Annotated in this window: 21 protein-coding genes and 1 pseudogene; 2 read left to right on the top strand and 20 right to left on the bottom strand. The window is 39.2% G+C overall.

What is annotated here, in order from left to right; all coding sequences use genetic code 11:
* Positions 1-16 precede the first annotated feature (16 nt).
* The 16 genes from TP70_RS02760 to fdaB form a co-directional block, all read right to left on the bottom strand.
* Entirely contained in the window at positions 17-367 is a 351-nt protein-coding gene (locus TP70_RS02760) for an ATP synthase subunit I (RefSeq protein WP_044359161.1), read from the bottom strand.
* 158 nt (positions 368-525) lie between these two features.
* Positions 526-1665, bottom strand: coding sequence for a non-hydrolyzing UDP-N-acetylglucosamine 2-epimerase (gene wecB / locus TP70_RS02755; RefSeq protein WP_044359159.1), 1140 nt, complete (start codon positions 1663-1665; stop codon positions 526-528).
* Positions 1666-1688: 23 nt separating this feature from the next.
* Positions 1689-2318: a uracil phosphoribosyltransferase gene (gene upp / locus TP70_RS02750; RefSeq protein ID WP_044359157.1), complete on the bottom strand. Its 630-nt coding sequence runs from the start codon at positions 2316-2318 to the stop codon at positions 1689-1691.
* Positions 2319-2338: 20 nt separating this feature from the next.
* Positions 2339-3580 (bottom strand): serine hydroxymethyltransferase, encoded by a 1242-nt coding sequence (locus tag TP70_RS02745; protein WP_044359156.1) that lies wholly within the window; start codon positions 3578-3580, stop codon positions 2339-2341.
* A 17-nt stretch (positions 3581-3597) separates the two neighbouring features.
* The gene (locus tag TP70_RS02740) at positions 3598-4128 is read right to left on the bottom strand and encodes a TIGR01440 family protein (RefSeq protein ID WP_044359154.1); all 531 of its coding nucleotides are present in this window, start codon (positions 4126-4128) and stop codon (positions 3598-3600) included.
* Between the two features lie 103 nt (positions 4129-4231).
* Positions 4232-4663 (bottom strand): low molecular weight protein arginine phosphatase, encoded by a 432-nt coding sequence (locus TP70_RS02735; protein ID WP_044359152.1) that lies wholly within the window; start codon positions 4661-4663, stop codon positions 4232-4234.
* A complete protein-coding gene (locus TP70_RS02730) occupies positions 4660-5709 on the bottom strand; it encodes an L-threonylcarbamoyladenylate synthase (RefSeq protein ID WP_084207633.1) in 1050 nt (349 codons plus the stop codon). Before TP70_RS02730 ends, TP70_RS02735 begins: the two co-directional genes overlap by 4 nt.
* Before the next feature lie 85 nt (positions 5710-5794).
* A complete protein-coding gene (prmC, locus tag TP70_RS02725) occupies positions 5795-6649 on the bottom strand; it encodes a peptide chain release factor N(5)-glutamine methyltransferase (RefSeq protein WP_044359151.1) in 855 nt (284 codons plus the stop codon).
* Entirely contained in the window at positions 6639-7715 is a 1077-nt protein-coding gene (gene prfA / locus TP70_RS02720; RefSeq protein ID WP_044359149.1) for a peptide chain release factor 1, read from the bottom strand. The genes prmC and prfA overlap by 11 nt, the downstream gene beginning before the upstream one ends.
* Positions 7715-8317 carry a thymidine kinase gene (locus TP70_RS02715; protein WP_044359148.1) on the bottom strand — a complete coding sequence of 201 codons (603 nt, stop codon included), beginning with the start codon at positions 8315-8317 and terminating at the stop codon, positions 7715-7717. Before TP70_RS02715 ends, prfA begins: the two co-directional genes overlap by 1 nt.
* Positions 8318-8508: 191 nt before the next feature.
* Positions 8509-8763: a type B 50S ribosomal protein L31 gene (locus tag TP70_RS02710; protein WP_044359146.1), complete on the bottom strand. Its 255-nt coding sequence runs from the start codon at positions 8761-8763 to the stop codon at positions 8509-8511.
* Between the two features lie 283 nt (positions 8764-9046).
* Complete coding sequence (gene rho / locus TP70_RS02705) at positions 9047-10372, bottom strand: transcription termination factor Rho (protein WP_044359145.1); 1326 nt, start codon at positions 10370-10372, stop codon at positions 9047-9049.
* A gap of 272 nt (positions 10373-10644) precedes the next feature.
* Complete coding sequence (locus TP70_RS02700) at positions 10645-12072, bottom strand: aldehyde dehydrogenase family protein (protein WP_044359143.1); 1428 nt, start codon at positions 12070-12072, stop codon at positions 10645-10647.
* 163 nt (positions 12073-12235) lie between these two features.
* Entirely contained in the window at positions 12236-12565 is a 330-nt protein-coding gene (locus tag TP70_RS02695) for a winged helix-turn-helix transcriptional regulator (RefSeq protein WP_044359141.1), read from the bottom strand.
* 46 nt (positions 12566-12611) lie between these two features.
* Positions 12612-13874: a UDP-N-acetylglucosamine 1-carboxyvinyltransferase gene (locus TP70_RS02690; protein WP_044359139.1), complete on the bottom strand. Its 1263-nt coding sequence runs from the start codon at positions 13872-13874 to the stop codon at positions 12612-12614.
* A gap of 374 nt (positions 13875-14248) precedes the next feature.
* Positions 14249-15121 carry a class IIb fructose-bisphosphate aldolase FdaB gene (gene fdaB, locus TP70_RS02685; protein WP_044359137.1) on the bottom strand — a complete coding sequence of 291 codons (873 nt, stop codon included), beginning with the start codon at positions 15119-15121 and terminating at the stop codon, positions 14249-14251.
* Between the two features lie 230 nt (positions 15122-15351).
* On the opposite strand from fdaB, the gene TP70_RS02680 reads away from it, so the two are divergent.
* The gene (locus tag TP70_RS02680) at positions 15352-15873 is read left to right on the top strand and encodes a DUF2529 family protein (protein WP_044359135.1); all 522 of its coding nucleotides are present in this window, start codon (positions 15352-15354) and stop codon (positions 15871-15873) included.
* A gap of 95 nt (positions 15874-15968) precedes the next feature.
* On the opposite strand, the gene glpT is transcribed toward TP70_RS02680, so the two are convergent.
* The 4 genes from glpT to TP70_RS02660 form a co-directional block, all read right to left on the bottom strand.
* The gene (gene glpT, locus TP70_RS02675) at positions 15969-17327 is read right to left on the bottom strand and encodes a glycerol-3-phosphate transporter (protein ID WP_044359134.1); all 1359 of its coding nucleotides are present in this window, start codon (positions 17325-17327) and stop codon (positions 15969-15971) included.
* A gap of 195 nt (positions 17328-17522) precedes the next feature.
* Positions 17523-19130 (bottom strand): CTP synthase, encoded by a 1608-nt coding sequence (locus tag TP70_RS02670; protein ID WP_044359133.1) that lies wholly within the window; start codon positions 19128-19130, stop codon positions 17523-17525.
* A 313-nt stretch (positions 19131-19443) separates the two neighbouring features.
* A complete protein-coding gene (gene rpoE / locus TP70_RS02665) occupies positions 19444-19983 on the bottom strand; it encodes a DNA-directed RNA polymerase subunit delta (RefSeq protein WP_044359132.1) in 540 nt (179 codons plus the stop codon).
* Positions 19984-20149: 166 nt separating this feature from the next.
* Positions 20150-21010 carry a GNAT family N-acetyltransferase gene (locus TP70_RS02660; protein ID WP_044359131.1) on the bottom strand — a complete coding sequence of 287 codons (861 nt, stop codon included), beginning with the start codon at positions 21008-21010 and terminating at the stop codon, positions 20150-20152.
* 302 nt (positions 21011-21312) lie between these two features.
* Here TP70_RS02660 and TP70_RS12640 point away from each other — a divergent pair.
* A pseudogene (locus TP70_RS12640) lies at positions 21313-21424 on the top strand (IS200/IS605 family transposase); the annotation flags it as partial.
* Positions 21425-21501: the final 77 nt, after the last annotated feature.

Below are 21501 nucleotides of genomic sequence, written 5' to 3'. Positions count from 1 at the left end.
AGTTTTAAAATAGCCCCTATCCCCTTTTAATTAAGGGACGAAAAACAATCAATGCGTATGAAATCATTAGCCCAATGAGTACACCGATAATATGTATTTGTGACTGGTGTAGCACCCACACAATACACGTGACTAATGCGACTAAATATCGCCAACCATTCCCAGTCGAAACTGGCCCTGCTGTTTGACGTTGTGCACGCCAAAGGTAATACTCAAAAATTGCTGTATTCACTATAGAAGCGAGTGTCCCAATGAGTAATCCGACAACAACAGTATGATGATATAGCATGTTCAGCACGACAAGCACTGCGATAATCATCAAGTAAATATTTAAGAATGGCTGTGATTTGTTATAGAAACGTTTCATTTTTGAGCCCCTTTTCTGCCTCAAGACACAAATGAGAAAGCCGTTCCACACATACAACTTTCATGATAATATAGGGGCAAAAGCGTGTCAATTGTGCAATGAAAAGGGCTTTCATACAATCACAATTTTGTCACAAATTCGCCACATATTACAGTTATTTACAATTCCACTTTAAATGGTGAAGGTTTTTCTTCTATTAAATCAAAGTAATATTTAATGTGTTCACAAATGCGTTGTGATGCTTGCCCATCACCGTATGGATTTTTTGCACGATGCATTTGTTCATACAACGTGCAATCTGTTAACAGTTGCATCATATGGTGATAAACGGCTGTTTCTTCTGTGCCTACTACTTTCAAGGTGCCCGCTGCCACGCCCTCTGGCCTCTCCGTCGTATCTCGCAACACGAGTACCGGCTTACCTAACGAAGGCGCTTCTTCTTGAACACCACCCGAATCTGTCATGATGAAATAAGCATGGTGCGCAAAGTTATGAAAATCAACGACCCCTAACGGCTCAATTAACTCAACGCGTGGTTGATTGTCTAAATGCTTATACGCAATCTCGCGCACTTTTGGGTTTTTATGCATTGGATAAACGACAACGACATCTTCCACTTCATCCACGACACGTCTTGCTGCTTTAAAAATGTGTGCCATCGGTTGACCGATATTTTCTCGGCGATGTGCCGTTAACAAAATAATACGTTTGCCTTGATGTTTCGCTAATATTTCCGACTGATATTGTGCATCAATCGTTGTGCGCATCGCATCAATTGCCGTATTGCCCGTCACAACGACTGCATGTTCCGGCTTGTTCTCGTTCAACAGATTTTGCCGTGCTTGAGCTGTCGGCGCAAAATGTAAGTCCGCCATATTACTCGTCATTTGTCGATTGATTTCTTCAGGAAACGGCGCGTACTTATTATACGTACGCAATCCTGCCTCCACATGACCGATACTCACTTCATTGTAAAAAGCAGCCAAACTACCCGCAAATGTCGTTGTTGTATCGCCATGTACTAAAATCATATCAGGCGCTTCATTTTGTATGACTTGTTCTAAACCTGTCAAAACACGTGACGTCACTTCAGACAACGTTTGTCCGGGCATCATAATATTTAAATCATAATCCGGTTCAATTCCAAACGTTTCTAAAACAGCATCTAACATTTCACGATGCTGCGCAGTTACAACGACAATTGGTTGCAACTGCGGATCTTTTTTTAGCTGTAAAACGAGTGGTGCCATTTTAATGGCTTCTGGCCGAGTTCCAAAAATGGTCATGATTTTTTTCATTTGCGCGATGCTCCTTGCAGAAACTATTTCGTACCGAATAAGCGGTCTCCAGCGTCACCAAGCCCTGGAATAATATAGGCATTGTCATCCAGCTTTTCATCTAATGCCGCGATAAAAATGTCCACATCTTCATGTGCTGCTTGTAACTTCTCAACACCTTCTGGCGCTGCAATTAAGCACATGAAACGGATGTGTTTCGCACCGCGTTTTTTCAATGCTGTAATTGCTTCAATCGCTGATGCCCCTGTTGCTAACATAGGATCTACAACGATGATTTCACGCTCTTCAATATCTTGTGGTAGCTTCACAAAATATTCAATTGCTTCTAAAGTTTCATGGTCACGGTATAAACCAACATGCCCGATACGTGCAGCAGGAACAAGGTTTAAAATACCTGTTGTCATACCTAAACCTGCACGTAAAATTGGAATAAACGCTAATTTTTTACCAGATAAGCGTTTAACCGTTGCTTTTGTTACTGGTGTTTCAATTTCTACATCTTCTAATTCCAAGTTACGAGTCACTTCGTAAGCCATTAACATACCGACTTCATCAACAAGTTCACGAAATGCCTTCGTCCCTGTGTTGACGTCACGAATGTAACTTAATTTGTGTTGAATTAAAGGATGATCAAGTACATGTACATTTCCCATTTTGAAAAGCCTCCAGTTTGTTATTTGTTATATAGAGGGAATTGCTCTGTCAATTTTTTCACACGTTCTTTGGCATCAGCAAGCACTTTTTCGTCTTCATGATTTTTCAGAACGTCGCTCATAATACGTGCCACTTCTTCAAATGCTTTTTCGTCAAAGCCACGTGTTGTTGCAGCCGGTGTACCAAGACGAATACCACTTGTGACGAAAGGTTTTTCTTCATCGAATGGAATCGTATTTTTATTGCATGTAATACCTACTTCGTCGAGGACTTTTTCAGCGACTTTACCAGTAATACCGACAGAACCTTTCACATCTACAGCGACTAAATGGTTGTCTGTGCCACCAGAGACGATGCGGAAGCCGTTCTCTTGAAGTGTTTTCGCAAGTGTTTGTGCATTTTTAATCACTTGTGTTTGGTATGCTTTGAACTCAGGTTGTAATGCTTCACCAAAGGCAACTGCTTTTGCAGCAATTACATGCTCTAATGGACCGCCTTGAATACCCGGGAAGATTGTTTTATCAATGTCTTTTTGGTATTCGGCTTTGCATAAAATCATACCACCACGTGGTCCACGCAATGTTTTGTGTGTTGTCGTTGTCACAAAGTCTGCATGTTCAACAGGATTTTGGTGTAAACCTGTCGCAACTAAACCAGCGATATGCGCCATATCTACCATCAGTTTCGCACCGACTTCATCAGCAATTTCTTTGAACTTTTTAAAGTCAATTTCACGCGAATATGCTGATGCACCTGCAACGATTAACTTCGGCTTATGTTCTTTCGCTAATTTACGCACTTCTTCATAATCAATGCGCTCGTCATCTTTCGTCACACCATATTCAACAAAGTTATACGTTTTACCACTGAAGTTAACTGGTGAACCATGTGTTAAATGACCACCATGGCTTAAGTTCATACCTAATACCGTATCCCCATGTTCTAATGCGACAAGGTATACCGCCATATTGGCTTGAGAGCCTGAATGTGGTTGTACGTTGACGTGTTCAGCGTTGAATAGCTTTTTCGCGCGTTCAATCGCAAGTGTTTCCGTTTCATCAACGAAGACACAACCACCGTAGTAACGACGACCCGGATACCCTTCTGCATATTTGTTCGTCATGACTGAGCCTTGTGCTTCCATAACCGCTTCAGACACAAAGTTTTCAGATGCAATTAACTCAATATTATTATTTTGTCGATTGAATTCCTTTTGAATCGCATCAAAAACAGCCTTATCTTGCTTTGCAATAAATGACATAGACCAATCCCTCTTTTCTAATCAAGTTGATATTTGGCACGTTCGCCACCAATCTTTTTCGGACGGCTCGTTGCAACTGTGACAACAGCATCACCTATCTGTTTAATCGAGCAGCGTACAGGTACGGCAACATGCTTCATGTGCATACCAATCAATGTTTGCCCAATGTCAATCCCTTTGTCGGCACGAATAAATTCAACAACAACAGGATCTTTCATATGACGGTACGCATATGTCGCAAGTGAACCACCTGCATGTGTATCAGGTACGACGGAAACGATTTCCATCGTGTATGGATTAAACGCTTCACGCTCAATGGTTAGCGCACGATTAATATGTTCGCATCCTTGAAACGCAAAAAATACGCCTGTTTCTGCTTGAACTTCTGCCAATGCCTCATAAAGTGCTTGCGCAACATTCAATGAGCCTGCTGTTCCAATTCGATCCCCTTGTACTTCAGAAGTGGAACAACCGATGACACACAGTTCCCCGTCTACAAAAAATGATTGTGACTTGAGTTCTTGTAATAACTGTTTGAAGTCTTCCATCATCATTACCTCCTTAAGATATGTATGACGTGCAACATACAGCCTATTTATAGAACTCTATACATGCTGTATGTTTACTATTATAACTCATTTTTTCTATGGCTCATACTAATTCTGTGCCAAGTTTTCGTTGTAATTGTTGTACGAAACGTGTCAGTTGTTGAAAAGTTGCTTCGTAGACCTCATAAGAGCCACCAAATGGATCCGATACTTCCATTTTTTCTCCAACATAGTCACTCAATGTAGCTACTGGCGTTGTTTCGCCATACATCATACGAATATGTTGTGCATGCGCAGATGTCATCGTCAAAATTAAATCTGCCTGTGCATCTTCATCCGTAAATGGCGTGGCACTTTCAGGTACTGGGTGTTCGTGCGTTTCTAATAAATGACGTGTATGGGTAGCAATCGGTGCCCCTGCCTGTGCCATAATGCCACGTGACACAATCTCATGTTGCGGCAAATAGCTTTTCGCAATACCTTCAGCCATCGGACTGCGACATGTATTACCCGTACATACGAAAATAATTTTCATGACCATTCCCCCTGAATATATTGATAGTTCGCGGCTTTCATCATACGGTTGTGCAACGCCTCCGCTTCATCATTATTCGGATAACCATAAATGTATGCACAATCAATCTCTGCCAATTGATCCAGCTGGTGCAACGCTGCATATAAGTTATGGTTCGCTTCTTGAATATCTGTATCTGTTTTGCTCAGAACCATCACATGTACCGCTTTTGGTACAAAATGCACGAAACTTTCAGGTAAAAGAAATGCAGTGCGTGACCAATCATGTTCTGCCGTATCAATGGATTGATTCAGTGTGTTAAAAATTTTCAATGGCGTTTCTGGTGCGTAATGTTTATATTTCATGCCCGGTGCAATCGGCTTGTCACTGTGATCAAACTGCGCCTCATCAATGCCATTCGGTAAAATATCATTTAACATACTGCGCGTAATCGTGCCGGGTCTCGCAATTCTAAACGGAAACGATGTACAGTCTAACACCGTACTTTCTAAACCAGCTTCACTTTGTGTCGATTGAATTATCCCATCAATACGACCGTTCAAATCGTGATACACATGTTCAAAAGTCGTTGGTGACGGTCGCCCACTCAAGTTGGCACTCGGTGCGGCAATTGGCAATGCAACTTCTTTCAACAATGCTCTTGCAACTGGGTGACTTGGCATACGAACGGCAACGGAGTTTAACCCCCCCGTCACACTGTCACATAGATACCCTTCTTTAAGCGGCAAAATAAATGTAATCGGCCCAGGCCAAAATGCTTCCATTAATTTTTCAGTCGTTTCCGATACATGTGTCACAAAATCATCTAACTGATCTGTATCATAAATATGGACGATTAGCGGGTTATCTGATGGGCGCCCTTTTGCTTCATAAATGCGTTGAACCGCTTGTTCATTCGTCGCATCTGCCCCTAATCCGTACACTGTTTCTGTTGGCAATGCAACCAAACCACCTTGTTGATAGGTCTCTATAATCTCTGATAAATTTGGATAATCTATTAGGTTGGACGTGTAATCACGTACATCCCATACAGTTGTTTTCACCAAGTTTAACACCTCTCCTCATTCTATATTTTACTGCAAAACAAAAGGTTATGCACAGACGAATCCATAAATCGCCTGCGACATAACCTTATTTTTCTGATGGTATTGCCTTCCACGTCATATAAAAAATACGTGGATGTCCGTTAATATCTGTCAGTACTTGTGGAGATAAGTGCGGATACATATGCTTCGCCATTTGTGCCAACGTCTCGCCTTGCTGATAACCGATTTCAAATACAACAGGTGCACCATTGTTCATCACTTTTGGCAAGTCTTGCAACAAACGTTCATAAATCGCATAACCGGCTTGTTCTACAAATAACGCAAGGTGCGGTTCATGGGCGACAACATCTTTCCCCATTTGATCTAACTCTTCCGTACCGATATATGGCGGATTACTAATCAATCCGTCTAAGCGTATATCACGTTCAATAAAAGGTGCCAATACGTCCCCTTGTAACCAATTTACAGCTACGTCAAGACGCTTAGCATTATGACGTGCGACCGCAAGTGCTTCTGATGAAATATCAGTTGCCCAGACGTCTAAAGTAGGACGTTCTTGCTTCACCGTTAATGCGATGATACCGGATCCTGTGCCAATATCTGCAACAACACCCGATTGCGGACATACTTGTAAAAATTGTGCAACGACTTCTTCTGTCTCAGGGCGTGGAATCAACACACGTGCGTCGACATCGTAATCACGACCATAAAATGTTGCCTTACCTGTAATATACTGTACGGGCTCGCCTGCTAAAAAGCGTGATAATCCTTGATCTAGGCGTTGTGCATCCATATCCAGCATCGCCAAGTCACCATCACATAACAACGTAACACGTGTCCAGTCTAACAAATCAAGCAGCAACCATTCGACGGCTGCTGCTTCAAGTCCTGCTTCAGTGGCACGATTTTTAGCCTCTGTCAGCCACTGTCTATAACTCACCGCTATTAAGCTCTTTCAATTTTTCAGTTTGTTCGTGCATAGTTAACGCATCGATAACTTCATCCAACTTACCTTCCATAATTTGGTCTAACTTTTGTAATGTTAAACCGATACGGTGGTCTGTTACACGACTTTGTGGATAGTTATACGTACGGATACGTTCTGAACGATCCCCCGTACCAACAGCTGACTTACGTTGTGCCGCATATTTTTGTTGTTCTTCTTGTAACTTCATATCATATAAACGCGCTTTTAAAACTTTCATCGCTTTTTCACGGTTTTGAATTTGTGATTTTTCAGATGATGTCGCAATGACACCCGTTGGTAAGTGGGTAATACGTACGGCAGAGTCTGTTGTATTGACGTGCTGACCCCCTGCACCACTTGAACGGTACGTATCAATTTGTAAATCTTCTTTGCGAATCTCGATTTCAACATCTTCTACTTCTGGTAAGACCGCAACCGTTGCTGTTGACGTATGAATACGACCGCCAGATTCAGTTTCTGGCACACGTTGTACACGGTGCGCACCATTTTCAAACTTCAATTTACTGTACGCATCTTGTCCAGATACTGAGAAACTGATTTCTTTATAACCGCCATGATCACTTTCTGTCGCTTCTACGATTTCAGTTTTTAAGCTGTGAGACTCTGCAAATTTTGAATACATGCGGAATAAGTCTCCTGCGAAAATTGCTGCTTCATCGCCACCTGCTGCTGCACGGATTTCAACGATAACGTCCTTCTCATCATTCGGGTCTTTTGGAATCAGTAAGATTTTAAGTTGTTCTTCCAACTCTGGAATACGTGCTTTTAATTCATCAGCATCTTGTTTTAACATGTCAATCTCGTCTTGATCATCTGTTTCCGCCATCATCAATTCAATTTCTTCGCTGTCTTCTTTCACTTGTTTATATTGACGATACACATCGACCGTTTTTTGAAGATCTGATTGTTCTTTAGAATACTGACGTAATTTATTCGAATCGCTAACGATATCAGGATCACTTAACAATTCGTTTAACTGTTCGTACCTTTCCTCTACAATATCTAGTTGATCAAACATTATTGATTTTCCTCCTCTAGCTTGTCACTTGGCATCACAACATGGTGTGCACGACATCTCGGTTCATAACTTTCATTCGCACCGACTAAAATAATCGGATCGTCCACTTTTGCTGGCTTGCCATTAATCAAACGTTGTGTACGGCTAGATGATGCCCCACATACCGCACAAACTGCTTGTAACTTCGTGATATGTTCACTGACCGCTAACATTTCTGGCACAGGGTCAAACGGCTCGCCTTTAAAATCCATATCTAACCCCGCCGTAATGACACGATAGCCTTGCTCCGCGAGTGACGTTGCCACATCTACAATGTCTCGGTCAAAAAATTGAATTTCGTCAATACCGACGATATCCACGCCTTTTAAGTCATACTGTGCTATCTCTTCGGCACGTGCAATATTAATTGCCTCTATTGCATTACCATTATGTGATACAATCTTCTCTTTATGGTATCGATCGTCGATGACTGGTTTAAAGACGACCACTTTTTGTTTCGCATATACGCCTCGGCGCAAACGGCGAATCAGTTCTTCTGATTTCCCGCTAAACATACTGCCAGTAATACATTCTATCCATCCGGAATGATACGCTTCATACATGACTTCTATCCACCTTTTTAAAACAAATCACTTTATTATATCATAACTTTTTACGCATTATAATTTATCTTTTATCAAAACATGGTGTTCTATTGTTTGATTTGAACGACTTTTTATTTTAAATATTCACGCTGTACATTGAATCATTAAAAAAAGCATCCTCAAGTGATATGAGAATGCTTGAACGTTCATTAGTTGTTTGATTTGAGACCAAATTTTTTGTTGAAACGTTCCACACGACCGTCTGCCGCAGCAAACTTTTGACGTCCTGTGTAGAATGGATGTGAATCAGAAGAAATATCTAAACGAATTACTGGATATTCGTTACCGTCTTCCCATTCCATTGTTTCACTTGTAGTCTTTGTTGATCCACTTAAAAACTTAAAGTTAGTAGTTGTATCTAAAAAGATAACTTTACGATATTCTGGATGAATTCCTTGTTTCATTCTTTTCAGCTCCTTTGCCCTGAACCATCTGGAACAGAGTTATTTGTGAGTTTTTACCCAATACTTAGTTATTATAAAGGGTGTGTATTCAAAAAGCAACCCTATACACGATTATTTATTTTGTGAACTACTCACCACTTTGCTAAACATAGCGTTTTTAACGCTTGAAGTGGGAGCTTCTTGGGAATAGAGTGTACTTAATAGTTTATTTTTTCACTATCAGTGGTATCTCTTATTTACCAAGCTATCCCCGTAGTTCCTACGGTTTCTTATTCTAACTAAATTAAATAATTGGGCGCCCCGTTTTCGTACTTTCTATCGCGCTCTTCTGTAATTCTTCAAAAAATTCTTCGTTAGACTTCGTACGCTTCAATTTGCGCATGAAACGTTCAGTAAAGTCTGGTGCATTAGAGAACATATTTCGCAATTGCCATAAACTGTCCAATTCATTTTTCGGAATCAGCAACTCTTCTTTACGTGTAGAACTGCGCACAATATCAATCGCTGGGAAGATTCTACGCTCTGACAGACGACGATCTAAGTGTAACTCCATGTTACCTGTTCCTTTAAACTCTTCATAAATCATATCATCCATACGTGAACCTGTATCAACAAGTGCTGTCGCTAAAATTGTCAAACTGCCCCCTGCTTCAATATTACGTGCCGCACCAAAAAACGCTTTAGGACCGTGTAATGATGCCGGATCTAAACCACCTGACAACGTTCTACCACTTGGCGGCACAACAAGGTTATACGCACGAGCAAGTCGTGTAATCGAGTCCATCAAAATAATGACATCTTCGCCGATTTCAACGAGACGCTTCGCACGTTCTAATAGTAACTCCGCTACCTTCACATGGTGTTTCGGATGTTCGTCAAATGTTGAATGCACAACCTCTGCTTCGTCAACAGAACGCTCTAAGTCTGTTACCTCTTCAGGTCGCTCGCCGACAAGTAAAATAAAGAGTTTGGCTTTCGGCTTGTTCGTAACAATCGCATTCGCAATTTCTTTTAATAATGACGTCTTACCCGCTTTAGGTGGTGCAACAATTAACCCACGTTGCCCGAGACCAATCGGTGTTACTAAATCCATAACACGCGTTGAATAGTTTTGAGGGGTTGTTTCCAATTTGATACGTTCATCTGGATAAAGGGGTGTTAAAGCTTGAAAGTGTGGTCGTTTCTTTACTTCTTCGGCATTATGGTCATTAACAAAATCCACTTGTAATAAACCATAATATTTTTCATTTTCTTTAGGTTTACGTACTTTCCCTGTTACCTTATCGCCAAGCTTAATTTCGAAACGTCGAATTTGGCTAGCAGAAATATAAATATCTTTTTCACCTTTGGAATAGTTAACCGTTCTTAAAAAACCGTATCCGTCTGGTTGGATATCATCTAAGATACCTTCCATATAATAGTTGCCGTCTTTTTCCATTTGTGCTTCCATAATCGCTAAAACAAGTTCTTTTTTGTTTAACTTGCTGTAGTTGACCAGCTTCAATGCCTTGGCTTTTTCTGTCAGGGCTTTCGTCGTATTGTTCTTGTATAACTCATGGAATGATTCATACTGTGGTGAAGTTCTCTCCCTAGTATCCCTTGTAGACATGTAACACACTCATTTCATTTTTAATTTTTATTCAACTATGTAAAATAACATACAATAGCCTACGAAATATGGCAAACAAAATTTTGGAAATCTTTGACATAAATCACTCAAATAAGACATTTTGTAATTATTTTCTCACTTCTATTATACGGGATTTTGTGTCTTATTTGTGTACATTTTTTATAAAAAATAATAAAGGCAAGACAAAATTTCTATCTATACCAGATAAAATTGTCCTACCTTTACCATAGCGCAGTGTTATATCGTTACGCCTAACGATAAAAACCTGCAATTGCTTTTACTTCTAAAAATTCATCAATACCGTAGTCGCCCCATTCACGACCAATACCAGATTGTTTATAACCACCAAATGGCAAATCTGGTAAACGCGGTGCTTCATTGACGACGATTAAGCCTGCTTCAATTTCACGTGCAAGTCTTCTCAATGTTTCTTGATCTTGACCAAAGAGATAACCGGCTAAACCATATTTAGTATCATTCGCAATTTCAATCGCTTCATCAAGGTCTTTATATGTGATAACTGACATTACTGGACCGAAGATTTCTTCTTGTGCAATCGTCATTTTGTTATCCACATCTGCAAAAATCGTCGGTTTTACAAAATAACCAGTTGTTAAGCCATCTGGTTTCCCTAAGCCACCATGTACAAGTGTCGCACCTTCATCAATCCCTTTTTGAATATAACTTTGAACTTGTTTGTATTGTTTCTCACTTACAATTGGTCCAACTTCTGTTTCAGCTAATTGCGGATCTCCTACTTTCACGTTTGACATTGCTGTAACAGCTTTTTCTAAAAAGGCATCTTTTAAGCTTTCTGGCACAAGTGTACGCGTTCCGGCTGAACATGCTTGTCCGGTATTATTAACAACAGCACCTACAGCAGCTTGAACGGCTTCATCTAAATCCGCATCATCTAAAATAATAAACGGCGATTTACCACCTAATTCCAATGATACTTTTTTGAAATCTTTGCTCGCTTGTTCCATAATTTTTGAACCTGTCGGACCAGATCCTGTGAACGAAACCATGCGGATGTCTGGATGTTGACTTAACGGTGTGCCTACACCTTCGCCATCACCATTGACAAGATTGAATACACCTTTTGGTACACCCGCTTCTTCAAAAATTTCTGCTAGAATAATGGCAGCAAATGGTGTTATCTCTGACGGTTTCAACACGACGGGTGACCCTGCCGCAAATGCCGCAGCTATTTTCAATGATGTTTGGTTCGTCGGGAAGTTCCATGGTGTCACTAAACCTGCCACACCAATTGCTTCTTTCACGATGAGGTTATCGCCACGGCGTTCCTCAAACTCAAATGTTTCTAATGCATCGTAAGCAGCTTGAAAGTGCATAAGCCCTCGCTCATACTGTACTTGATCAGACTTTGTTACAGGTGAGCCTAACTCTAATGTCATAACATCAATAAGGTCTTGTTTGCGTGCTTTATAGCCTTCTACAATACGACCTAACATTGCACGACGTTCTTCAACAGGCGTATGTCGGAACGTAACATAAACATCTTTCGCTGCTTGAACCGCTTTGTCTACATCAGCCTTGTTACCTTTTGCGATTTGTCCGAATACTTCTTCGGTTGCTGGGTTAATGACGTCAATCGTCTCGCCACTTTCACTTTCCACCCATGCACCGTTAATGTATTGCTTCGTCTTGTTTAACATAAATAGACACCCCTTTTTATAAATCATAGTTTTATTATAACCTTTTTTAATTACGATGAAACTTCAACTGCTCGTGCCTATGTCCAAAATCAAAAATGAGACATTGCAACCTTTTTACAAGATTTCAATGTCTCAAATGATAAATTATTTTCTATGCAACTTCTTAGTTCGCTTCACGTTTCAGCTCCATATGTGTATGAGCCCAATCTTCTAAAGGTTTGAGCGCTACTGCTAACGCACTCCCTTTTTCCGTTAAGTGATAGCAAACGGAAGGTGGATTTTCTGAGATAACTTCCTTCGTGAGCAACTGTGCGTCTGCTAACTCAGAAAGCTTTAAAGATAACGCACGATTTGTAATAGGCTGTAAATCACGTTTCATATCTGAAAAATGGGCATTTTTATCCGGACATTTTTCTAAATAATGTAAAATAAGCCCATTCCAACTGCGTCCTAAAATTTTAAATGTTTCTTCAATATATGGACATACTTCCATGATGATCGCCTCACTTAATAAACTGTCGTGGCACCCATCTAAACGATTAGACTTGCTGTTCCGTCCAAATATCAGCACCTAAACCTTTTAATGTTTCCACAATGTTAGAATAGCCACGGTAAATATGGCGTACGTTGTAAATCGTTGTGACACCTTCTGCAATTAAACCTGCAATAATTAAACATGCACCTGCACGCAAATCACTCGCATATACTTCTGCACCTACTAATTGTGACGGCTTAATCGTTGCTGTCCCTTGATCAGCAGTAATAGCTGCATTCATATTTTGTAATTCTGCAACATGTTTAAAACGCTCAGGATAAATTGTCTCAGTGACAAAGCTTGGTCCGTCTGCAAGGAATAGTAATGGTGTAATCGGTTGTTGTAAATCCGTCGCAAATCCCGGATACACTAGTGTTTTAATATCTACATTTTTGTATGGTGCCGCAGCTTTGACCACCATATAATCATCGCCTGTTTCAATTTTAACACCAAGTTCTTTCAACTTAACAGTTAACGGCTCAACATGTTCCGGAATAATGTTATCAATCATCATTTCTTCGCCACTTGCCGCCGCAATACACATGTATGTACCAGCTTCAATACGATCTGGAATAATGCTATGTCTGCTGCCTGATAAAGTTGAAACGCCTGTAATTTTAATCGTACTCGTACCAGCACCTGAAATTTTAGCGCCCATGCTATTTAAGAAGTTCGCAACATCAACCACTTCTGGTTCTTTCGCTGCATTTTCAATAATTGTTTGCCCTTCTGCACGTGTCGCAGCTAACATAATATTGATCGTCGCACCAACACTGACAATATCTAAATAAATATTCGCCCCAACTAAGCGCTCAGCTTCTAATTTCATAGATGTTGGATTCGACTCATCAATCTTCGCACCTAACGCTTTGAATCCTTTAATATGTTGATCAATCGGTCGTGGCCCTAATGGACAGCCCCCTGGTAAACCGATGACACATTTGTTAAAGCGCCCGAGCATTGCCCCCATCATATAGTATGACGCACGTAACGATTCTACTTTGTTGTTCGGAAGCGGTGCATTTTCAATATGTGTCGGATCAATATTCAACGTCCCATCTGCTAAATCTGTTTTTATGTTCAAGTCCTCAAGTAAACTAACTAATGTCTTTACATCAGATATTTCTGGCAAGCCATCTAATGTGACAGGAGATTCAGCCATTAATGCAGCAGGTATAATAGCAACCGAACTATTTTTGGCACCACTGATTTCAACCTTCCCCTTTAACTTTTGGCCACCTCTAATTTTAATTACTTCTTGTGCCATGCTTCAGAACTCCTTTTCCATCTCTTATATAACCCTAGAATACCATATTTATTCACATTGTAATGTAAAAACTTTCAAATTGTAAAATGTATTATTTACAACAAAATTATCTAATTCATTAAATTATTAATTTGCTTGTGTTGTAAGGAAAGCATTCTCATTTCAAACAGCCCGATAAAGCATAAAAACACTGTTTAATTTGTTCACTACGCAATCCTAAACGATGGATATTATTTAGCTACTTCTGAACATCAAAGTTACGCGCTTATACAAAAAGCCACAAATCGACAAAAGCTGGGAAACAATATCCAAAGATAAGGTTTCCCAGCCTTTATATGTTTTAAACTTTATTTTACACTTTTTAACATCAACAATTAAGCTTTGAAGTTGTCTGCTTTGTTTGAAGTACCAAACTCGCGGATTTTACCAACAACTGTTTCTTTAATTGCTTCGCGTGCAGGTCCTAAGTATTTACGTGGATCGTATACTTCTGTGTCTGCAGCTAATACTTCGCGAACGCGTTTCGCTGAAGCGATTTGGTTTTCAGTGTTTACGTTAATTTTAGCTGTACCTAATGAGATTGATTTTTTAATATCATGTGTTGGGATACCAGTACCACCGTGTAATACTAATGGTAAACCAGTTGATAAACCAATTTCTTCCATTTCTTTGAAACCTAAGTTTGGTTCACCTTTGTAAGGTCCGTGTACAGAACCTAACGCTGGTGCTAATGTATCAATACCAGTTTCTTTAACTAAGTTTTGACATTCGATTGGATCTGCATAGATTACACCGTCAGCAACTACGTCGTCTTCTTGACCGCCAACAGTACCTAATTCTGCTTCTACTGAAACACCGCGCTCATGTGCGTATTCAACTACTTTTTTAGTAATTTTAACGTTATCTTCGTATGGTTCATGTGAAGCGTCGATCATAACAGATGTGAAACCTGCATCGATTGCTTCTTTACATTTTTCGAAGCTTGAACCGTGGTCTAAGTGAATTGCCACTGGTACTGTAATATTGTAATCGTGCATTAAACCTTCTACCATTTTAACAACTGTGTAGAAACCACCCATGTAACGACCAGCACCTTCAGAAACACCTAAAATAACTGGTGCATTTTCTTCTTGTGATGCTTGTAAAATAGCTTGCGTGAATTCTAAGTTGTTTAAGTTGTATTGACCTACTGCATAGCCATTTTCTTTCGCGTCGATTAACATTTCTTTCATTGAAACTAAAGGCATGTAAGTTCCTCCTTGAGTGCTTTTGCACTAATTTTTATAAATACAGTATAGCAAAATCTAGGCGTGAATGCATACGAAATCAACTTGAAAATAGGCGTTTTTGTGAAAAAAATCTCATTTTAAAAATGTAAGCGTAGCCATTTTTTTGTCATTGCTAATTATTCATAATTTCTATAGAATAAACGCATATCTTTAACCATAAATGATTTATTTTGAGGAGATGAATCTTCGTGTCAAAAATGCTAACTACTCAATTAACGGGTGTCTTTAATCGCTTAGATGCACAATCTCTTGATATACAAATGGCTGCACAAAGTTTGATTCAAGCGATTGGTGGTGAAGGCCATATTTACGTAAAAGGTTATGGCGATGTTAAGGCTTTTGAAGATTATATACTACATAGTGAAGAAAAGTTTAAATCGAGTCGTGCACTTGCGTCATTATCGTCATTTGATGCATTAGATTCTACTGACCGCATCTTATTATTCGGTGCACATTATACGAAAGAGATGGCGGAAGATGTCTCACAACTGATTGCAGACGGTTTAGACGTCGTTGTCATTACAAATAAGCCAACGGATATTGACATCCCCGATCATCTCGTACACTTTATTGATCTATGTACACCGCGTCCACTCGTCTTTACCGAAGATTACGATAAAGTCGTCGTTCCCCATATGATTTCATTGAACTACATTTATTATGAAATCTACACGCAAATGATTGAAATGATTCGAGACTTAGACCTCTAAAACAAAAAAGTAACGTATCCATGTATTTTTTACACACGATACGTTACTTTTTTTAATGCGTTAATTTTTACGCGCTACGCTTACACGATATTGAATTAATGTACAACTTCTTGTCCACGTTTATTCCATGTAAAGATAAAGCTGATTGTTGCAAGGATACTTACAACTAATAATAAGATAAAGCCTGCATCCCATCCCATGTTATCTACAACGATACCCATGATGATGTTTGCCATCACAGCACCACCTAAATAACCGAATAATCCAGTTAATCCAGCGGCTGTACCGGCTGCTTTTTTCGGTACATAGTCTAACGCTTGTAAACCGATTAACATAACCGGACCATAAATTAAGAAACCGATTGTTACTAATGCCAGGTTATCTACAAGTGGATGTCCTGCTGGGTTTAACCAATAAACCGCAACGGCAATCGTTACACCGATCATAAAGATAAAGCCTGCTGGTCCACGACGCCCTTTGAATACTTTGTCTGATAACCAACCACATAGCAATGTACCTGGAATACCAGCCCATTCGTATAGGAAGTACGCCCAGCTTGAGCCTTTTACATCAAAATGTTTGACGTCACTTAAGTAAAGTGGTGCCCAGTCAAGTACACCGTAACGAACGAAGTATACAAAGATATTTGCAATGGCAATAATCCAAACCCATTTATTGTTTAATACGTATTTGAATAAAATTTCTTTTGTTGTTAATTCTGTTTCAAATGTTGTTTTGTCTTTCGTTGGGTAGTCATTGCGATAAACTTCAATCGGTGGTAAACCAACTGATTGCGGCGTATCACGAATGAGGAAGTATGAAATAATAGCTACGACAATCGCTACAACTGCTGGGAAAATAAAAATCCCTTCGTAACCTTTCATATAGTCAAACCCTAAGACAGACATTAAATAGACACCGAAAATAGCAAATGGTGCCATCAAACCGCCACCAACGTTATGTGCAACGTTCCAAATTGCGGTCTTACTACCACGCTCACTCACGCTAAACCAGTGTACGAGAACACGACCTGAAGGCGGCCAACCCATACCTTGGAACCAGCCGTTCAAAAATAGCATGATAAACATAATTGTGATGCCTGATGTAAATGCTGGAACAAATCCCATTAATAAATTGACAATCGCTGTCAAAATTAAACCTAATACTAAGAAAATACGTGCGTTACTTCGGTCACTTACCGTTCCCATAACAAACTTACTAATACCGTAAGCAATGGAAATTGCTGATAACGCAAAACCTAAACCAGTTGTCGAAAAACCTTGCTCCGTTAAGTACGGCATAGCGATTGAGAAGTTTTTACGCAATAAATAATAACCTGCATAACCAATAAAAATCCCCATAAACACTTGAAAACGTAATTTTTTATACGTTTCATCAACATGTTGGTCTGCTACTGGTTGTGCAGGTTTTGGTGGTTTCAAAAAGTTGAACATGTACAAAAAGCCTCCAATCATGATGTTATATTATAAAAAATAAGTCATATAGATTTTAAAGACTGATAAATTGTTTGTCAATATCAATCACGCTATTTTTGCAAACGATTACACTTTTATCGTTTAAAAATTACTTTTTTATACAAAAATACTGGAAACACTGCTATATAAACATTGTTTCCAGTATGATAACGACTATTTATTTTGTAATGTCACACATGCTTCAATAAAGTTTTTGAAGATGGGTTGTGGACGATTTGGACGTGATAAAAATTCTGGGTGGAACTGACACGCAATAAAGAATGGGTGGTCTGCTAACTCAACCATTTCTACTAAGCGACCGTCTGGGCTTGTACCTGAGAAGATCATACCCGCTTCTTCTAAACGCTCACGATACTCATTATTGAATTCATAACGGTGACGGTGACGTTCTTCAATTGACGTTTGACCGTAGATTTTTTCAGCTAATGTACCCGTTTTAATGTCACAAGGATATAAACCTAAACGCAATGTACCACCAAGATCTTCAATATCTTTTTGTTCCGGTAATAAGTCAATGACTGGGTACGGTGTATTTGGATCTAACTCTGCTGAATGTGCGTCTTGTAAACCAACAACGTGACGTGCATATTCAACTGTCGCAAGTTGCATACCTAAGCAAATACCGAAGAATGGCACTTTGTTTTCACGCGCATATTTAATTGCTGAAATTTTACCTTCACTCGCACGGAAACCGAAACCACCTGGCACTAAAATACCATCAACATCGTGGAAGTATGATGCTGCATTTTCGTCAGTCACTTCACTTGAGTCAATCCAACGAATTTCGATATCTTTCATAAACTGATAACCAGCATGTTTCAATGCTTCAGCAACTGATAAATACGCATCTTGTAACGCTACGTATTTACCGACTAATGCGATTGTTACTTTACCTTCTAAGTTGTTCACGACATCTAATAAATGTTTCCACTCATCTAATTGTGTGTCACGCTCAACTTCTAAACCTAAGCGTTCAATAACGATATCGTCCATATCTTGACGACTTAATTGTAATGGAATTTCATATAATGACTCTGCGTCACGACATTCGATAACACTCTTCTTATCAATATCACAGAATAACGCAATTTTGTCTTTCAAATCTTGTGTCATTTCATATTCTGTACGCACAACGATAAGGTCTGGTTGAATGCCTAAACCACGTAATTCTTTAACACTATGTTGTGTCGGCTTTGTTTTCATTTCGCCTGCTGCTTTAATGTATGGCAATAACGTACAGTGAACGTACATAACATTCTCTCTACCTAAATCGCTACGAATTTGACGAATCGCTTCGATGAACGGTAAAGATTCGATGTCCCCTGTTGTTCCACCAATTTCAGTGATGACAACATCTGCATTCGTACTTTCTCCAGCTAGCAATAAGCGTGACTTAATCTCGTTTGTAATATGTGGAATGACTTGAACAGTTCCACCTAAATAATCGCCACGACGCTCTTTTTGTAGTACGTGTGAATACACTTTACCTGCTGTTACGTTTGAGTATTTGTTTAAGTTAATATCAATAAAACGCTCGTAGTGACCTAAGTCTAAGTCTGTTTCTGCACCGTCATCTGTCACGAATACTTCCCCGTGTTGATACGGACTCATTGTACCCGGATCGACGTTCAAATAAGGGTCAAACTTTTGAATCGTCACTTTAAGTCCTCTATCTTTTAATAAACGTCCAAGTGATGCAGCAGTAATCCCTTTACCGAGTGATGATACGACGCCACCCGTTACAAATATAAATTTAGTCATGTAAAAATCCTCCTCAACAGTTATCAGTACTTGCATTACGCCCTACCAAAGTAATGGGTTGACTCAACCACGCTTAAAATAAAAAAAGTTCCCTCTCACAATGGTTATTTGCAAGGGGGAACGTTACGTCTACTGTGCTATCACACAGCTCTATCAATAGTAGAAGTGAATTACGTTCAACTTCTGACGTATCGGTTTATTCAATCGTCCTAATTAAAGGAGCCCGAATAAAATTTTATCACTTTGACATGAAAAGTCAATAAACTTCCGAAACGAATTATTAATTTTTTTGTCGTGGCATAGAACCGCTGTCCTACGCTTCTTCTAATTCATCGTCTTCTAGTTCATCGTCATCTTCGTATGTTTCGTCGATGTCTGCTTCATCTTCTTCTACAACGAGATCCGACTCTTCAATCTCATCTTCAACACGTTCATCTTCAGGATCATCTAACTCTTCTTGGTCATCCGTGCGATTTGGAATATTCACATCGCCTTCTGAATCATCTTCGCCAAGTAACGTTAAGTTTTGATCTTCTTCGTCATCTTCATCTAAAATATCAAATTTTTGAATTGTTGGTGCAATCTTTTCTTCAATATCGTCTACTGAATACCAGTCACGGAGACCCCATACGTTGTCACCGACACTTAAAAAGCGACCATCTGTATTTAAATCTGTGTAAAATTGAACGACACGATTTTCAATTTCTGCATCTTCGTAATGACCGATGCGTTTAAATGAATCGATAATGTCGTACAAGTTCATTGTTTCGTTTTGTTCGCTAAGCAATGTATAAGCCATGTCGATAAATGATTTTTCATCCATCATTTCTTGTGTGTAATCTTGTAATTTCATCAGCATATCTTCCTTTCAAAGATTCGCATTTATTCTATCCAGATATTGTGTAAGTAACACAGCATTCTCATAATGTGTCACGTTTATAACTATAACAAAAATAGATTATAAATGACTGTCACGCTTTTCGCAATGTTTTACAAAGTACTTTTTATTTTTCTTTTGTTTAGTAGTTGACATACTTTTCAAATGTACGATAATCTTCCGTCACTAACGTCTCAACAAAATTGCTTTTTTCAAACAGCGGTTTCAACTGATGATTCGGTCCGAAAAGCGTCACTTCGATTGCCGTCACACCTTCAAATTGTTTGCGTACATACGTCGCAAGTTGTCTCAAAGCATTTTGTGCGACGCCTGTTGCTTGATACGCTTCATACACATACACCGAACGAATAATGAGACGTTGCGCAAATTGCTCAAGTGCGATAAAACCGACTTTCGTGCCATTCAACATTAAATCAACGACATCAATTGTGCCAGCTTTTGAATTGTCATTGTATTGCAGTTTAAGTGACGAAACGTACTTCGCATCTAAATCTAAATAGTACAAACGCTCTTTGCCAATCGGACCTTCTTCTTTTGTTGCCGCATGCATAAAGCCCGCACGTTCATACACATTCCACGCCGCTTCATTTTCTGCATCCACGACTAAATACAAATGGTTAAAGTCTGGAAAAATATCTTGAACATATTGCGGTAAAATCATCATCATTTTCGTTCCATAACCATGTCCTTGAAAACGCTCATTGACAGATAACGAACGCACATAAACAACCTCTTTCGGCGTATCATAGCCTTCATGCTGATAATGTTTGTGCAACACGAAAAAGCCAATCACTTCTTGTTCGTCATTCAATACAACATTCGCCACACGATTCTCATCCGTTAATGCGTCATCCAACACTTCTAACGGTAGCGATGAATAAATACGTTGGCGCTCACTTAACTCAAAATGTGCTAATGCGTCTCGGTATTGCGTGTCATATAATTGTATAGTAATATCATCAAAGCGCTTACTTTTTGTCATTGAAAACATCCATCCCTTTTATGTTTTTCATGCTTTTATAGTTATCATACACTATTTTAGCTGATTCTAAACAACTAAACGGGGATAATTTTTAACTTAGTTTAGGCAGAAGTCGCTCTCCTCTATAGGTGGGTGATGAATGCCGTCCAGTATAGTGGTTACTTTTGGTAACTTGAAAATCGATATACATGGCGAATTGCCTTTTTGTTTTACTTGTGTTATTTTCATTCTACATAAGCGTTAATATTACAATGGCATTAGATACAAATAGTCATTTATAATACCTTCTTCACTATCCTCTTATTTTGGCAACGAAATAGCGTAGACAAGTAATTGATAATGAAATATCTAATCACTTTAGTTGCGTGGCATTATGATAAAGACCCTATACACATTATGTTCAAAGTTTTCCCCAATCAAGCGAATAATCATAAATAGATAGGTGGTGTATCTAATGGAACGATTGAAAGCGTACAAATTTAGACTATATC

This window comes from Staphylococcus microti (assembly GCF_000934465.1).
In the GTDB taxonomy this organism is placed as follows: domain Bacteria; phylum Bacillota; class Bacilli; order Staphylococcales; family Staphylococcaceae; genus Staphylococcus; species Staphylococcus microti.
Note: the sequence above shows the minus strand (reverse complement) of the source record. Positions and strands in the feature narration are given on the sequence as shown.